We start from the raw sequence: 16,067 nt of genomic DNA on the forward strand, positions 1-16,067 counted from the left end.
GTGACCGGGAGCCCGCACGGAATGGGGGCCAGCACCCATCTCCGGCGTGGACCCCGGGTCGGGCGTGACTCCGCACGGCCGGTCGGGGACCCTGGCCGGGTGCGCGTCCTCTCCCGGCTCGGCCGGCTCCCGCTGTACTGGCAGGTGTGCCTGATCAACGGCGCGGTGTTCGTCGCCGGCACACTCGCGCTGGTGCTCTCCCCCGCGAGCGTCTCCGAGCAGGTGGTGCTCTCCGAGGCCCTGGTCCTGGTGGTCGGGCTCGGCGTCATGCTGCTGACCAACGCGCTGCTGCTGCGCCGCAGCCTCGGCCCCGTGGACCGGGTGGTCCGGGAGATGGGGACCGTGGAGCTGACGCAGCCGGGCGGCCGGCTGACCGAGCACGGCGACGGCCCGGGCGGCCGGCTGGTGCACAGCTACAACGCGATGCTGGACCGGCTCGAGTCGGAGCGCAGCACCAGCAACGCCCGGGCGCTGGCCGCCCAGGAGGCCGAGCGGCACCGGATCGCCCAGGAGCTGCACGACCAGGTCGGGCAGGGCCTGACAGTGGTGCTGCTCGGCCTCAAGCAGGTGCACGCCCGGGCACCCGCCGAGCTGGACGCCGAGCTGCGGCTGGTCCGCGACAGCACCCGCGCGGCCCTCGACGACGTGCGCCGGGTGGCGCGCGAGCTGCGGCCGGGGGTCCTGGAGGACCTCGGCCTGGCCAGCGCGCTGGCCGCGCTGTGCTCGGAGTTCGCGGTGCACGGCGGCGCCCGCGTGCGACGCACCATCGCGCCCGGGCTGCCGCCGCTCGGCGCGGACCGGGAGCTGGTCGTCTACCGGGTCGCCCAGGAGGCGCTGACCAACGCGGCCCGGCACGCCCAGGCGACCGAGGTCGAGGTGTCACTCTCCCGGCTCGGCCCCGAGGTGGTGCTGGAGGTCCGCGACGACGGCCGCAGCACCGCCGCGATCGTGCCCGGCTCGGGCGTGCTCGGGATGCGCGAGCGGGCGCTGCTGGTCGGCGGGCGGCTGGGCGTCGAGGGCGGCGCCGGGCACGGCACGACGGTCCGGCTCGCGCTGCCGCTGGAGGAGACCCCGCAGCAGAGCCCCCAGCAGATCCCGGAGCAGACCCGGTGATCCGGATCCTGCTGGCCGACGACCACGCGCTGGTGCGCCGCGGCGTACGCCTGATCCTCGAGCAGGAGCCCGACCTCGAGGTCGTCGCGGAGGCCGGCGACGGCGCGGAGGCGGTCCGGCTGCTGCGCGAGGTCGAGGTGGACCTGGTCGTGCTCGACATCGCGATGCCGCTGATGACCGGCCTCCAGGCGGCCCGGGAGATCTCCCGGCGCCGCGACCGGCCGCGGCTGCTGATGCTCTCGATGCACGACAACGAGCAGTACTTCTTCGAGTCCCTCAAGGTGGGCGCCAGCGGCTACGTGCTGAAGTCGGTGGCCGACGAGGACCTGGTCTCGGCGGTCCGAGCCGCGATGCGCGGCGAGGCCTTCGTCTACCCCGGTGCGATGGGGGCGCTGGCCCGCGACTACCTGGACCGGCTGCGCCGCGGCGAGCGGGTGCCCGAGACCGTGCTCACCGGCCGCGAGGACCAGGTGCTGAAGCTGATCGCCGAGGGCCTGTCGTCGAAGGAGATCGCCCAGCAGCTGGTGATCAGCGTGCGCACCGTCGAGCGGCACCGGGAGAACATCCTGGCCAAGCTCGGCATGCGGGACCGGACCCAGCTGACCCGCTACGCGATCCGGGCCGGGCTGCTCGAGCCGTGAGCCGGCAGCCGCGCCGAAGGGCCGGCACCCCCGTCAGGGAGTGCCGGCCCCTCGGACCGCCGGTGCTGCTCAGCGCAGAGTGAGGACCTTCCGCGCCGCGCTGCCCCGGACCAGGCGGGTGCCCGTGAAGGTCGCCTTCAGGACGTGCTTGCCGGGACCGACCCGCAGCGTCACCGTCCGGCGGCCGCGGTCGCCAGCGGTCAGCCGCACGGCCCGGACGACCTTGCCCCGGTCGGTCAGCACGACCGTGCCGACGTCGGGCAGCCGGGGAACCGTGAAGGTGACAGTCGCCGCGACCCGGTGCCGGCCGCCCGCCTTGCCGAGGCGCTTGACCTTCAGCCGCGTGGTGGACGGCGCCTTCGCCACGGTGACCGGCGCCGGCGCGCTGGTGGAGCCGTCGTACGCCGGGTCCGCCGGCGTGAACCGGGCGACCACCGACGTGGTGCCGGGGGTGAGACCCGACAGCGACAGCGACGCCGAGCCGCCGGAGGTCGTGCCGGTGGCGACGACCTTGCCGCCGACCAGCAGGCCGACCCGGCCGTCGACCGGACCGGCCGTGCCGGCGGCGCTCACCCGGACGGTGGCCGTCCCGGGGTAGGTCACCTTCTTGACCGGAGCGACGGTGACGGTGGTGTCACCCGGTGCCAGCACCCGCTCCCCGGCCGGGGCCGCCCAGAACAGCGCGGTCGCGGCCTGGCTCATCGCACCCTTGGGGTGGTTGCGGAAGAACACCGAGGTGCCGAAGACCACGGTGCGGGCGCCCGAGGCCGCCTCGGCGGAGACCACCGAGGCCTGGCCGGCGGCGCTGGCCGGACCGTCCAGCACCGGGCCGGTCGCGCCGTCCGGCGACTGCCGCCAGTGGCCCGCCAGCAGCGGGTCGGCGCCGTAGGTCTGCTCGACCTTGACGCCCGCGCCGAGCCCGGTGAACCAGGACGCCGGGTAGATGAACGACGCCTCCTGGGGGTGCCCGGCGAGCAGCGAGCCGGCCGGGGTGTCGACGTCGACGATGCCGTTGCCCGACCGGTTGCCGGTCACCGCGGTGCCGCTGAGCAGCCCGAAGGACCGGGCCGCGTTGAAGGCAGCGGCGGTGCGACCGACGATGGCGCCTCCCGCGTCGACGAACGCCTGGACCCGGGTCCGGGCCGCCGAGCCGGCAGCCGGGTCGAACCCGCCGCCGATCCACAGCGCGTCGGCGCCGTCGAGCTGCGCCGGGGTCGCCTCGAGCGAGGCGGCCGTGACCTGGACCAGGTCGTCGAACCCGAGCTCGGTGAGCGAGAGCCGGTCGTCCTGGTTGCCGACGTAGGCGATCCGCAGGTCCTGCAGGCCCCGGGTGTCCGCGTCGTCGAGCGCGTCGAGGTCCCCGCGGTCGGCGGGCGCGAACGTGACGTCGAACTCCTGCGCGGCGGCCGCCGCCTCGTCGTACCCGTCCGGCTCGACGACCGCACCGCCGTCGGCCAGCATCGACACCGCGACGCCGTCCTCGAGGAGCGCGTTGAGGGCCTGGAAGTCGGCGATCCCGGCGAGCTCCAGGCGCAGGTGCGTGGCCCGGTCCGGCACCGCCGCGTTCGACGCCGGCGCCTGGATCGGGGTGACCGCACCCAGCGGCGCGTCGGTGGTCAGGCCGACCTTGTCGACAGTCGCCCCCACAGGTAGGACCAGCTCCACGCGGAGATGTCGTACATCGACGGCAGCTTGGCGGAGATGTCGTCCCCGAGGTCGAGCAGCGAGTTCGCCAGGCCGCGCAGGGGCTGGTGCATGTCGACCACCCACGAGCCCGCCGGGTACGTCGTGCCGCCCACGGTCACGGGCGCGTCGAGGGTGCCGACCTCGATGTCGTGCAGCAGCAGCTGGCGCACCAGCCGGGAGGCGTCGCTCGTCGAGCGCTGCCCGGAGCCGCGCGGGATGACGTAGGCGCGCGGCAGCGTCACCGGCTCCTGGTCGTCCACGACGTCCCACAGCGCCTTCCACTGCTCGGGACCGGGAACGTCCGCGACGTCCTCCGTCGTCAGCGTGGCCTTCGGCTCGCCGGCCACCCCGCGCCGGAAGGTCTCGATCTGGTTGAGCAGCATCTCGCGGGCGTTGGCCGGGTCGTCGAGGTACTCGACGATGCCCTCCATGGTCTCCTGGGCGACCGCCACGTTGACGGTGGCCCGCTCCGGGGTCTGCCGGGTGCCGTCCGCCGCGCCCCGGGTCAGCGGGAGCTCGACGGTCGCGCTCGCGGCGCCGTAGAACGCGGCGTACTGGGCGGTGAAGATCGGCGGGAAGTCGTCCCAGCCGTCCGGGGTGTCGCGGTAGGGGATCTTGACGTGCGCGGTCTCCGGGCCGGTGTTCTGCGGGACCACCTCGCCGGTCTCGACGTTGTAGTAGGTGTTGCCCGGGATCGCCGCGGCGACGACCTTCTCCTCCACCGCCAGCGAGAGCGCGTAGTTGTGCGGGATGTAGAGGTCGTACTCGTAGTTCGAGCCGTGCGGCGGGCCGCAGGGCTCGAGCTGCAGCACGTCGGTGTAGCCGTGGAAGTCGGCGGCGTAGATCGGCTGGATCGCCTGCGCGGTGCGGATGAACGACCGGGTCTCCGGCGTCGAGTTCGTGATCATGTCGCGGTTCGGGTCCAGGCCGAGCGCGGTGGCGCGGGTCGCGTTGGTGCGCCCGTCCGGGTTGAGCGCCGGGGAGAAGTACACCCGGTTGTTGCGCAGGATGCCGCCGACCTCGGAGAGCGGTGCGGTGGCGAGGTACTCCAGGTAGCGCATCGCGCCGTCGGTGCCCTCCCACTCGTTGCCGTGGATGTTGTTGCTGATCCAGATCGGCGTCTTGTACTGGGCCAGCAGGGCCTGGTCGGCGGCCGCGGCGGTGGGGTCGGTCTTGATCTTCGCCCGCCACGCCGTCTGCTGGGCGGTGTCCTCGGTCCGCTCCGGAGCGGTGAGCGTGACCAGGTAGAGGTCGCGCCCCTCGGTGGACTGCCCGACGACCTGGACCGAGATCCGGTCGCTGGTGCGCATCAGCTCCATCAGCTTCGGAGCCAGGTCGGGGTGGCCCAGCAGCCCCGCGGTGTGCGCGGCGTCGTCGGGGTTGTCGCGGTAGAGCCGCAGCTGCGGCTGGAAGGGGTAGGACGTCGGCATCGTCAGCGGCGTGCCGGCCACCGGGGCGGCGGCGGCCGCCCGGGCGACCTCGGCCTTGTCGAGCGGGTCGACCCGGTTCGCGGTGGCCGGGCCGCGGCCCTCACCGGATCCGGTCGGCTCGGCGGCCTTCGCCGCCGTGGGAGGAGACGGCTCGCGGGCGGTCGCCGGTGCGAGACCGGCGGCCACGGAGGCGGCGAGCGCGAAGCTGGTCAGGCCGACCAGCGCACGGGATTTGGTCACGGAACGCTCTTTCTCTGGGTGCGGGGATGCCGGCAACGCCCACGAGAGAGAGAACAGCCGCGCCGCCGTCAGTCGAACGATCACACGCCGCAGCCGTCCGGAACAGACCTGTCAGGCAACTTCTCGGCCCCCGAGCACGAATCGGGTCAGCGGCCGCCGCTGACCCGCACCGTGGTGCCGGTGACGTAGGACGCCTGGTCGCTGAGCAGCCAGGCGATCGCGTCGGCGACCTCGTGCGGCTCCCCCGCCCGCCCCAGCGGCACCCCCGCGCCGATGCGCTCGGCCCGGCCGGCGTCGCCGGCGTCCGCGTGGATCCGGGTCCGAACCACGCCCGGGGCCACGGCCACCACCCGGATGCCCTGGTCGGCGACCTCCTGGGCGAGCCCCACCGTCAGCGCCTCGACGCCGGCCTTGGCCGCGGCGTACGGCACGTACTCCCCCGGTGCACCGAGGCTGGCCGCGACCGAGCTGAGGTTGACCAGGACCCCGCCCTGGCCGCCGTACGACGTCCCGAGCGCGCGGACCGCGGCCCGCGCCACCAGGAGCGCGGAGGTGAGGTTCAGCTCGACGGACTCGCGGATCCGCGCCACCGGCGTCTCCACCAGCGGCGCGAGGTGCAGGGTCGCGCCGGCGTTGCTGACGACCCCGGTCAGCCGGCCCAGCTCGGCGGCGCGCGCGAAGAGCCGGTCGATCCCGGCGGTCTCGGTGACGTCGGCGCGCACCAGCGTGCACCGGGCGCCCTCGTCCTCGACGGCCAGCCGGCACTCCTCGGCGGCCTCCACGTCCTCGCGGAAGCCGAGCACCAGGTCGTGGCCGTCCGCGGCCAGGCGCAGCGCCGTCGCGGCACCGATGCCGCGGGTGCCGCCGGTGATCAGGGTGAGGGGCCGGGTCATGGGGCCATTGTGCCGAGGAGGGCGTGGATCCGCCCCCAGCTGCTCTAGGTCCGGGCCCCGCCGAGCAGCGCCCGCAGCGGCAGCGTGCCGACCGGCAGGCCGTGGCTGTCGTAGTAGCCGAACATCGCCTGCAGCCACTCCCGCTCGCGCGGCTCCAGGCCGGCCCCGTCGGTGGCCGCCCACGCCTCGGGCGTGACCACCTCGACCGGTACCCCGGCCTCGTCGGCCAGCTCGCGGACCGTGGCGACCCGGGTGGCCAGCTCGTAGGTCGCGCCCGCGTGCCCGTCCTCGAGCAGCACGGTCGCGGCGGCCGCCCCCACCTCGGCGAGGTCGGCGAAGCCGAACGGGACGTCGGCGGAGTAGGCGATCCGCACCGGACCGGAGAGGTCCAGGTTCTGCAGGTAGGCGCCGGGCTGGAGCACCGTCCAGGCCAGGCCGGCGCGGCGGACCAGGTCCTCGGCCGCTGCCTTGCCCAGGTGGTGCGGCATCGCCGGGGCGTACGGCGAGGCCACCGAGTGCAGCACCACCCGGCCGACCCCGGCCGAGCGCGCGGCGGCCAGCGCCTCGGCGACGTACGCCGGCTCGTCGGGGTACAGGTTCGGCGCGATCAGGTACGCCGCGGCGCACCCGCGCAGGGCGCCCACCAGGTCGGGCCAGTCGGCCCGTCCCAGCGGTACGCCGGTGGCGCCGCGGTCCTCGAGCGCGGCCCGGACCGATCTCCCGGTCTTGCCGTGTCCCCCGAGGACCGCGACGCGCGTCATCGTCCGGTCGTCCTCAGACCAGGTCGACGGCGGCGAACGCCGCGCCGCCGGCGAGGCTGGCGTAGCCCGGCCCACGGTCGAAGAACGGCTCCTCGACTGCCTCGTCGACGGCCCGCGAGGACCGCTCGGCAGCGGTGGCGTCGGCGTCGAAGGACAGCGAGTCGTCCTCCAGCGAGCCGGTGAGCACCACGCCGTAGTCGGCGAGCGCCGCCTCGGCGGAGACCTTGCGCCACACCACGTCGCGCACGACCAGCTGCGGGTCCCGCTCGAGCGGGTTGCCCCAGCCGCCACCGCCGGTGGTCCGGATCCGGACCACCTCGCCGGCCTTGATCTCCTCGGCGTCGGCGAGGGCGTCGACCTCGCGCTCGTTCGGCCCACCCGGGTCGATGGTGACCTCGAACGGCTTGCCCGCCTTGCCGCCCTTCACGCCCCAGCAGGCCAGGATCGACCGGTCCGCGATGGACATGAAGTGGCCGTCCTTGAGCATCCGGATGTGCTTCTCGTAGCCCAGGCCGCCACGGAACTTGCCGGCGCCGCCGGAGTCCATGGCGAGCGTGAGCGCCTCGACCCGGAACGGGAAGCGCGCCTCGGTGAACTCGCTGGGCAGGTTCCGGCTGTCCGGCACCACGTGGATGGTGTCCTCGCCGTCGGCGTAGTAGCGGCCACCCGAGCCGCCGCCGAGCACCTCGCGCATCAGGTAGGGACGGCCGTCGAGGTCGTCGCCGTACACGCCGGTGTAGCGGATCGTCTCCTGGTCGGCCGGCATCTTGCCGTCGACCGCCTTGGCGACCACGCCGGCGAGCACGCCGAGCAGCCGCAGGATCACGAACGTCCGGGCGTTGGTGGGTGCCGGGAAGACCGGCGTCAGCAGCGTGCCGGGCTCGGGGAAGCGCATCTCGATGAGCGGGACGATGCCCTCGTTGACGTCGAGCTCGGCCATCCGCTCCGGGGTGTCCGCGAGGTTGCGCAGGATCGGCGCCAGCCACTTCTTGAGGAAGACGCCGTCGCTGTAGTCGCCGCAGTGGTTGATCGGCCCCTTCGCCTGGGGCCCGGTGCCGTCGAAGTCGATGACCAGGCGCTCGCCCTCGGGGTCGTCGGCGGCGGTGCGGGTCAGCGTGATCCGCTGCGTGTGCAGCTGCGGCTCGTCGACGCCGTCGTGCTCGGCGTAGTCCTCCCACACCCAGCTGCCGACCGGGATCTTGGAGAGGATCTCACGGCGGTAGGTGGCGGTGGTGCGCTCGATGATCGCGTCGAAGCAGGACTCGACGGTCTCCACGCCGTACCGGTCGAAGAGCTCGCCGAGCCGGCGGGCGCCCATCAGGCACGCCGAGCACTCGGCGTCGAGGTCGGCGGCCAGCGAGTCCGGCATCCGGGAGTTGCGGGTCATGATCGACAGCGCGGCCCGGTTCGGCACGCCGGCGTCCCAGAGGCGGATCGGCGGAACCGCCAGGCCCTCCTCGAAGACGCTGGTCGCGGCGCTGGGCATCGAGCCCGGCACGGCGCCGCCGATGTCGTCGTGGTGGCCGAAGGCCTGCACGAACGCGACCACGCGGCGCTCACCCTCGGGACCCGCGAAGACCGGCACTGTCACGCACAGGTCGGGCAGGTGCCCGATGCCGCCCTCGGAGAGGTAGACGTCGTTGTGGAAGAAGACGTCGCCCTCGCGCATCTCCTCGATCGGGAAGTCCCGGGCGACCGGGTGCACGAGCGCGGAGTACGAGCGGCCGGTCAGCTTGCGCAGCCGCCGGTCGTGGATGCCCGCCCGGAAGTCGTGCGCGTCGCGGATCATCGGGCTGCGGGAGGTGCGGCCGATGGCGGTCTCGACCTCCATCTCGACAGCGGCGAGCGAGCCCTGGACGATCTCGACGAGCACCGGGTCGGCGCTGGCGCCGGCGTCAGCGGTGAGCGGCCCGAAGGGGAACTGCGTGGGCGCCCGGCGGCTGCCGCCGCCGGTGGACGTGGGCGCGGCGGTGGCCGTCACACCGACGGAGCTGGTGCACATCAGTTGTTCTCCCTCGTCACGATGATGTTGAGGTACTCGTCCACGCGGGCCGAGAAACCGGGGTGCAGCGGCACCGTGGAGCCGAACTCCTCGATGATCGCGGGCCCCTGGACAACGGTCCCGGAGGCCAGGTCCGGGCGCCACAGCACCGGGACGTCCAGGTAGCCGCCCTCGGCGTCGAAGCAGACCTCGCGGCGCCCCTTCTCGCCGGCGGTGGCGCCCTCGGCGCCGTCGGCGACCTCGTGGCGGGCGATCTCGGGACGCTGGATCGGGCCGATGCCCGAGACCCGCAGGTTGACCCACTCCACCTGCTGGCTGGGGTCGGTGGCGAAGTCGTAGCCGTAGAGCGCCCGGTGCTCGGCGTGGAAGCGCGCGGCGACCTCGTCGAGGACTGCCTGGTCGACCGGCCCCTCCGGCACGGCGACCCGGACCTCGAAGGCCTGGCCGAAGTAGCGCAGGTCGGCGGTGCGGGCGAACGAGCGCACCTCGGGCCCGAAGCCCTCGGCCTCGAGCGCGGCGGCGGCCTGCGCCGTCAGCTCGTCGTACACGCCGGCGACGGAGTCGGGCTCGAGCGCGTCGGCGAGCCGGACGTGGGTCTGCACGTAGTCGTTCTTGACGTCCACGGTGAGCAGCCCGAACGCCGAGACGTTGCCCGGGTTCGGCGGCACCAGCACGGTCGGGATGCCCAGAACGTCCATCAGCCGGCACAGCAGCAGCGAGCCGGAGCCGCCGAAGGTGACCAGCGCGAAGTCCCGGACGTCCAGGCCGCGCTTGACGGTGACCTGGCGCAGCGCGTTCGCCTGGTTCCAGGCGGAGATCTCCAGGATGCCGGTGGCGCAGGCCTCCGGGGTCAGGCCGAGCTCCTTGGCCAGCGCCTCGACACCGGCGCGCGCCGCGTCGACGTCCAGCGGGATCTCCCCGCCGAGCAGGTGGGGAGGGATCCGGCCGAGGAACACGTGGGCGTCGGTGATCGTGACCTCGGTTCCGCCCTTGCCGTAGCAGAGCGGGCCCGGGTCGGCGCCGGCCGACTGCGGGCCGACCTTGAGGGTGCCCTCGGGCGAGAGCCAGGCGATCGAGCCGCCGCCCGCGCCGACGGTGACCACGTCGATCATCGGGATCTTGGACGGGAACGCCCCGACCGAGCCCTCGGTGGTCAGCGTCGGCTCGCCGTCGATGACGACCGAGACGTCGGTGGAGGTGCCGCCGCCGTCGCTGGTCAGGACCCGGTCGAAGCCGGCGACCTTGGCGATCAGCGCCGCGCCGAGCGCGCCGGCGGCGGGGCCGGAGAGCACGGTGGTGATCGGCTGGTGCACGACCTCGGCGGCGGACAGGACGCCGCCGTTGGACTTCATCACATAGAACGGCACGCCGCGCTGGCCGGCGTAGGAGTTCAGCCGCTGGGCAATGTTGTTGACGTACGCCGAGAGCCGCGGCTTCACCGCGGCGTCGACCAGCGTGGTCATCGCCCGCTCGTACTCGCGGTACTCGCGCAGCACCTCGCTGCTGACCGAGACCACCGCGTCGGGGTGCTCCTCGGCGAGCACCTGCCGCATCCGCTCCTCGTGGTCGGGGTTGGCGTAGGCGTGCAGGAAGCACACACCGAGGGTGTTGATGCCCTGGGCGCGGAACCAGCGGGCCACGGCGCGGGCGCCGTCCTCGTCGAAGGGGCGCACCTCCGCGCCGGTGAAGTCGAGACGACCCTCGACGCCCTTGACCAGGTCGCGCGGCACGATCCGGTCGGGCTTGACCCAGAAGTAGGAGTTGCCGTAGCCGTCGGGCACGGACTGGCGGGCGATCTCGAGCATCGCCTCGTAGCCGGTGTTCGTGATGAACCCGAGCCGGTCCACCTTGCCCTCGAGGAGCTGGTTGGTGGCCACCGTGGTGCCGTGGCTGACCGCGGAGATCGCGTCACCCTCGCCCTGCGGCAGGCCCATCAGGCCGAGCACCTTCTCGATGCCGGCCATGAAGCCGTCAGCGGGGTTGCTCGGGGTGGACGGGGTCTTGGTGGTGACCAGCGAGCCGGAGTCCTCGTCGAGAGCGACCACGTCGGTGAAGGTGCCACCGGTGTCGATCCCGATCCGGATCCGGCGCTGCGCTGGAGAGGTAGCGTCGGCCATGGATCGATTCAAGCGGTCCGCGACCCCGCCGAGCCACGGCATACCTTGCCGTAGGAACCGCGATTCCTCGACAATCTCTGCCCAGTCTCGCTAAACCGGCCGCGCGTTGTAGACGCCCGCCGGCTCCTGGCCGGTGAGCGCGCCGATCGCTGCCATCACCTCGTCGGTGAGCTCCCGGCGGGCCCGGCCCGCGGGCAGGCCCCCGAAGCGGCCGGCCACCTGGATCGGGGCGCCGAACTCGACGGTGATCGGGACGATCCGGGGCAGTCGGGCGCCGACCGGCTGGAGCCGCTCGGTGCCGGTCAGCCCGACCGGCACGACCGGGCATCCCGCCGTCAGCGCCAGGTGGGCCACACCGGTGCGGCCCCGGTAGAGGCGCCCGTCGCGGGAGCGGGTGCCCTCGGGGTAGATCCCGAAGGCGTCGCCGCGGCCGAGCACCTCCAGCGCGGTGTCCAGGCTGGCCAGGGCGGCCTTGGAGTCGTCCCGGTCGACCGGGAGCATGCCCAGCCCCTCGAACCACATCCGGCTGAGGGCACCGCGCACCCCGGTGCCGGTGAAGTAGTCGGACTTGGCCAGGAAGACCACCTTGCGGGGCACCACGACCGGGATCACTATCGAGTCCGCGAACGAGAGGTGGTTGCTGGCCAGCACCACCGGTCCGGTGCCCGGCACGTTCGCGAGCCCGCGCACGGTCGGGCGCCACACCGCCTTGGCCAGCGGGGGCACGACCGAGTGCAGGGCGCGGTAGAGCACGTGCCCAGTCTGGTGGTTACCGGCCGGTCCGCCGATTCCGGGCGTCCCGATCAGCCGGTCACCCGCAGCGCGAGCAGCACGATGTCGTCGTCGACGAGCAGGCCCACCTCGCCGAGCAGGTGGTCGCACACCGCCTCCGCGTCGAGGAAGCGGCGGCCGTCGAGCTCGGAGACCAGCCAGCGCACGCTCTCGTCGAGCGGTACGCCGCGGCGCTCGATCAGCCCGTCGCTGTAGAGCAGCACCGTCGACCCCGGTTCCAGGACCACCGAGTGGCTGCCGCGCTCCGCGGTGGGGTCCAACCCCAGCAGCAGGTCCGGGGCCCGCTCCAGGACCCGGGCGGTGCCGTCCGGCTCGATCAGCACCGGCGGCGGGTGCCCGGCGCTGCTCCACTCCAGGAGCCGGCCGGCGCTGCCCTCGATGGGCCGCACCTGGCCGAGGACGGCGGTCGCGACCACGTCCAGGCCGAGGCCGAGCACCGCCCGGTCGAGGTCGCCGAGCATGGTCGCCGGCTCGGACCACCGGGTGACGGCCACGCCCCGGGTCAGGTTGCGCAGCTGCGCCATCGCGGCGGCGGCGTTCTCGTCGTGACCGGCGACGTCTCCCACCACCACTGTCAGCGAGCCGTCGCGCAGCTCGAACGCGTCGTACCAGTCGCCGCCCACCTGGGCCACCTCGAGGGCTGCCTGGTAGCGGACCGCCACCTCGAGGCCGGGCACGGTCGGCGGCCGGCTCAGCAGGCTGCGCTGGAGCGCCTCGGAGAACGAGCGCTCCGCCTCGAGGGCGGCCACCCGGTCCAGGGCCTGGTCGACGGCCCCGCCGAGCAGCGCGACGAAGCCGAGGTAGTCGGCGTCCTCCGGCAGGTGCGGATGGAGCCGGACGCCGAGGAACGAGGCGCCGTACGTCGTCCCGTTGACCAGCGGCTGCCAGACCCAGGTGCCGTCGGGGCCGTGCTCGACGCGGACCCGGCGCCCGGACGTCCCGCGGACCCTGCCGATCTCGGCGCCGGCGAGGTCGGTGGGCGCCGCCCGCAGCACCGCCACCGCGCGCTCCACGACGTCCTCGACCCCGGTCGCCGGCGCCAGCGCCTCGCCGAGCCGGGTCAGCAGCTGCAGCCGCCGGCCGAGCACGACCCGGGAGGTGGTCTCGGTGGCGATGTCGAGGACTCCCTCGACCTCGCCGTCCGGCCCGCGGACGGGCGAGTAGGAGAACGTGAACCAGCAGTTCTCTAGGAAGCCGCGACGATGCAGCGGGAGCAGGATGTCCTCGGACCAGGTCGGCTCCCCGGTGGCGCGCACCGCGGCCAGCATCGGTCCGATCACCGACCACGCCTCGGGGAAGACCTCGCGCGCCGGGCGCCCCAACGCCCCGGGATGCTTGCCGGCGATCAGCTCGACGTAGGCGGCGTTGTAGACCAGCACGTGCTCGGGGCCCCACAGCAGCGTGACCGGGAACCGGGTGCTCAGCGCCAGGTCGACCGCGTTGCACAGCGCCGGCGACCAGCTCGCGACGTCGCCGAGCGGCGAGGCAGCCCAGTCGACGGCGTCGTAGTCCCGCCGGATCGAGCCGGCGGCGCGGAAGAGGTCGGCCACGCGCCATATCCAACCCCATCCCGACCGCCGGCTCGGCGTCGAGGGGCACCCCGTTGAGTCGGGACCTGTTCGGGTCGAATCGGGACTTGTCCGGGTTCAGTCGGGACTCACCCGCGCCATCACCGGCGAGGCCAGCACCCCGTGCACCAGGACCGAGGCCACGATCGTGAACGCCACTGTCGACCACAGCCAGTCGGCCGCCAGCACGTCGGACTCCGCGCTGGCGTAGGCCAGGTAGTAGATCGAGCCGATGCCGCGGACGCCGAAGAACGCGGCGGCCAGCTGCTGGGGCCGGGTCAGCCCGCCGCTGCGGTCACTGCGCCGGGCGAACGCCGCGAGGGCCACCCAGCCGCTCAGCGGGCGCACCACGAAGATCAGCGCCAGCCCGATCACCACGCCCCGCCAGTCCAGCGCGTCCAGCAGCCCCCTGGTCACCGCGACCCCCAGCACCAGCAGCACGAACAGCGTGAGCAGCCGCTCCAGGCGCTCGGTGACCTCGTGCATCGCGGCGTGGTAGTCGTGGGTGCGCTCGGCCGAGCGGAAGGTCATCGCGCAGACGAAGACGGCCACGAACCCGTAGCCGCCGGCCACCTCGGCCAGGCCGTACGCCGTGACCAGGGCCGCGAGGGCCAGCAACGACTCGCCCCGCTCGGCGACCCGCAGCGACGGGCTGGCGGACCGGAAGGCGATGTAGGCCAGCACCCGGCCGACCAGGATGCCGACGACGACCGCCAGGACCAGCTTGCCGAGGAGGTACCAGCCGACCCACTCCAGCGCCCAGTGGCTGACCCCGCCCTCGGTGGCCAACAGGATCGCGGCGTACACGAACGGGAACGCGAGGCCGTCGTTGAGCCCCGCCTCCGAGGTGAGCGTGAAGCGCAGCTCGTCGCGCTCGTCGACCTCGTGCTCGGCGACGCTCTCGCCGGCGGCGGCGCCGCTGGCGGTCCGCGGCCCGGCGACCTGGACGTCCGAGGCGAGCACCGGGTCGGTGGGCGCGAGGACGGCGCCGACCAGCAGCGCGGCCGCGACCGGCAGCCCGGCCCACCACCACCCGAGCAGGGCCACCGCCCCGATCGTGAGCGGCATCGCCACCAGCAGCAGCCGCCAGGTCGGCGCCCACGCCGCCCACGACCGCCGGTCCCGGAAGCTCAGCGGACGGTCCAGCGCGAGGCCGACCCCCATCAGGGCCACGATCACCACGAGCTCGGTGACGTGCTCGATGGCGGCCCGGTTCTCCTGCGGGTCCAGCGGCAGGCCGTCGGGCAGCGGGGTCAGGCCGAGCAGCATGCCGACGCCCACCAGCACCATCGGGGCCGAGATCGCCCAGCGCTCGAGGAGGGCGGGCAGCACGATCGCGAGGAGGAGACTGCCTCCCGCGACCACGTACACCAGGTCGGAGGAGGTCACAGCCCCCGATACCCCGATCGGGTCAGGTCAGCCCACGGGTCCGGTCCTCGAACGCGGCGGCGATCTCGAGCAGCCGCCGGTCCGCACCGTGCGGGGCCACGACCTGGATCCCGACCGGCAGCCCGTCCCGGGTCCGGCCGGCCGGCAGCGCGATCGCCGGGCAGCCGGTGACCGTGATGAAGTACGCCGAGCGCATCCAGTCCAGGTAGGTCGCCATCGGCTGGCCGTTGATCTCGGTCGGGAACTCCTGGTCGGCCGGGAACGGCGGCACCTGGGAGACCGGCAGCACCAGCACGTCGTGGTCGACGAAGAACTCCCGCATCCGCTGCCCCAGCGTGGTGCGCTGGGTGTAGGCGCGGGCGATGTCCGCCCCGGTCAGGGACTCCCCCGCCCGGATGTTGTCGGCCAGCGAGTGCTTCAGCTGGCCCGGGTTGTCGGCGAGCACCTTGCCGAGCTTGGCCTGGAGGTGCCAGGCGCGCAGGGTGCGGAAGGTGTCCTCGGCCTCGTGCAGGTCCGGGGCGGCCGCACTCACGCGGGCACCGCCGGCGGACCACACCGCGGCGGACTCCTCGACCACCCGGGCGACCTCGTGGTCGACCTGGAAGGAGCCGCCGAGGTCCACCGAGACCGCCACCCGCAGCCCGGCGAGCGCACCGCTCGCGGCCTGGTCCAGCGGCGCGGACAGCAGGTGCCCGGGCTCCCCCAGCGCCATCGGCGTGCGCGGGTCGGGCCCGGCGAGCACGCCGAGCAGCAGCGCGAGGTCGCGCACGTCCCGCGCCATCGGGCCACCGACCGAGGTGGTCTCCCACTGGTTGTACAGCGGCCACTCCGGCACCCGGCCGAGGCTGGGACGCATGCCCACCACGCCGCAGAACGACGCGGGGTTGCGCAGCGAGCCGCCCATGTCGGACCCGTCGGCCAGCGGCACCATGCCGGCGGCCAGCGCGGCCGCGGCGCCACCGCTGGACCCGCCGGCGGAGCGGCTGAGGTCGTGCGGGTTGCGGGTGGTGCCGAAGACCGGGTTGAAGGTGTGTGAGCCGGCCGCGAACTCGGGCACGTTGGTCTTGCCGAGCAGCACCACGCCGGCGCGGCGGATTCGCTCGACGAGCAGCTCGTCGGCGGCGGGCACGTGGTCGGCGAAGACCGGCGAGCCGTACGTCGTACGCCACCCGGCCGTGGCGTGGGTGTCCTTGACCGCGAACGGCAGCCCGTGCAGCGGCTCGGGCCGCCCGCCGCGGGCCAGGTGCTCGTCGGCGGCCGCGGCGCCGGCGCGGGCCCGCTCGGGGTCCAGGGAGACGATCGCGTTGACGTCGGGGTTGCGCTCGGCGATCCGCGCCAGGTGCAGGTCGAGCACCTCGCGCGCCGAGATCCGGCGCTCGCGCAGCGCCGCCGCGAGGACCCGGGCCGGGGAGTCGGGGGTCAGGTCGGTGCCCAT

At 74.0% G+C, this 16,067-nt stretch carries 12 protein-coding genes; 2 read left to right on the forward strand and 10 right to left on the reverse strand.

Going from position 1 to position 16,067, the window contains the following annotated elements:
* The first annotated feature begins 99 nt into the window (after nt 1-99).
* Both EBO35_RS14330 and EBO35_RS14335 read left to right on the forward strand, forming a co-directional pair.
* Nucleotides 100-1,113 (forward strand): sensor histidine kinase, encoded by a 1,014-nt coding sequence (locus EBO35_RS14330; protein WP_241153708.1) that lies wholly within the window; start codon nt 100-102, stop codon nt 1,111-1,113.
* Nucleotides 1,110-1,754: a response regulator gene (locus EBO35_RS14335; protein ID WP_122818307.1), complete on the forward strand. Its 645-nt coding sequence runs from the start codon at nt 1,110-1,112 to the stop codon at nt 1,752-1,754. The genes EBO35_RS14330 and EBO35_RS14335 overlap by 4 nt, the downstream gene beginning before the upstream one ends.
* Nucleotides 1,755-1,823: 69 nt before the next feature.
* On the opposite strand, the gene EBO35_RS14340 is transcribed toward EBO35_RS14335, so the two are convergent.
* The 10 genes from EBO35_RS14340 to EBO35_RS14385 all read right to left on the reverse strand — a co-directional run bounded on the left by EBO35_RS14340 (nt 1,824) and on the right by EBO35_RS14385 (nt 16,067).
* Nucleotides 1,824-3,401, reverse strand: coding sequence for an Ig-like domain repeat protein (locus EBO35_RS14340; protein WP_122818308.1), 1,578 nt, complete (start codon nt 3,399-3,401; stop codon nt 1,824-1,826).
* Nucleotides 3,371-5,110, reverse strand: coding sequence for a M14 family zinc carboxypeptidase (locus EBO35_RS14345; RefSeq protein WP_122818309.1), 1,740 nt, complete (start codon nt 5,108-5,110; stop codon nt 3,371-3,373). Before EBO35_RS14345 ends, EBO35_RS14340 begins: the two co-directional genes overlap by 31 nt.
* Nucleotides 5,111-5,256: 146 nt before the next feature.
* Complete coding sequence (locus tag EBO35_RS14350; protein ID WP_122818310.1) at nt 5,257-6,003, reverse strand: SDR family oxidoreductase; 747 nt, start codon at nt 6,001-6,003, stop codon at nt 5,257-5,259.
* Between the two features lie 44 nt (nt 6,004-6,047).
* On the reverse strand, nt 6,048-6,764 hold the full coding sequence (locus EBO35_RS14355) for an NAD(P)H-binding protein (RefSeq protein WP_122818311.1): 717 nt from the start codon (nt 6,762-6,764) through the stop codon (nt 6,048-6,050).
* Nucleotides 6,765-6,777: 13 nt separating this feature from the next.
* Nucleotides 6,778-8,766: a hydantoinase B/oxoprolinase family protein gene (locus EBO35_RS14360; protein WP_206422568.1), complete on the reverse strand. Its 1,989-nt coding sequence runs from the start codon at nt 8,764-8,766 to the stop codon at nt 6,778-6,780.
* Nucleotides 8,766-10,883, reverse strand: a complete 2,118-nt coding sequence (locus tag EBO35_RS14365; RefSeq protein ID WP_122818312.1) for a hydantoinase/oxoprolinase family protein — start codon at nt 10,881-10,883, stop codon at nt 8,766-8,768. Before EBO35_RS14365 ends, EBO35_RS14360 begins: the two co-directional genes overlap by 1 nt.
* A gap of 90 nt (nt 10,884-10,973) precedes the next feature.
* Nucleotides 10,974-11,636, reverse strand: a complete 663-nt coding sequence (locus tag EBO35_RS14370) for a lysophospholipid acyltransferase family protein (RefSeq protein ID WP_122818313.1) — start codon at nt 11,634-11,636, stop codon at nt 10,974-10,976.
* Nucleotides 11,637-11,686: 50 nt separating this feature from the next.
* Nucleotides 11,687-13,225, reverse strand: coding sequence for a SpoIIE family protein phosphatase (locus EBO35_RS14375; protein WP_122818314.1), 1,539 nt, complete (start codon nt 13,223-13,225; stop codon nt 11,687-11,689).
* Nucleotides 13,226-13,321: 96 nt separating this feature from the next.
* The gene (locus tag EBO35_RS14380; RefSeq protein ID WP_206422569.1) at nt 13,322-14,632 is read right to left on the reverse strand and encodes a cation:proton antiporter; all 1,311 of its coding nucleotides are present in this window, start codon (nt 14,630-14,632) and stop codon (nt 13,322-13,324) included.
* A gap of 22 nt (nt 14,633-14,654) precedes the next feature.
* Nucleotides 14,655-16,067: an amidase gene (locus tag EBO35_RS14385; protein WP_122818315.1), complete on the reverse strand. Its 1,413-nt coding sequence runs from the start codon at nt 16,065-16,067 to the stop codon at nt 14,655-14,657.

Origin of the sequence: Nocardioides pantholopis (assembly GCF_003710085.1) — a bacterium.
Taxonomy (GTDB): Bacteria; Actinomycetota; Actinomycetes; order Propionibacteriales; family Nocardioidaceae; genus Nocardioides; species Nocardioides pantholopis.

Coding starts and splice junctions, on each gene's coding strand:
- EBO35_RS14350 (WP_122818310.1), bottom strand. CDS start 6,003: ATGACCCGGCCCCTCACCCTGATCACCGGCGGCACCCGCGGCATCGGT.
- EBO35_RS14355 (WP_122818311.1), bottom strand. CDS start 6,764: ATGACGCGCGTCGCGGTCCTCGGGGGACACGGCAAGACCGGGAGATCG.
- EBO35_RS14360 (WP_206422568.1), bottom strand. CDS start 8,766: ATGTGCACCAGCTCCGTCGGTGTGACGGCCACCGCCGCGCCCACGTCC.
- EBO35_RS14365 (WP_122818312.1), bottom strand. CDS start 10,883: ATGGCCGACGCTACCTCTCCAGCGCAGCGCCGGATCCGGATCGGGATC.
- EBO35_RS14385 (WP_122818315.1), bottom strand. CDS start 16,067: ATGGGCACCGACCTGACCCCCGACTCCCCGGCCCGGGTCCTCGCGGCG.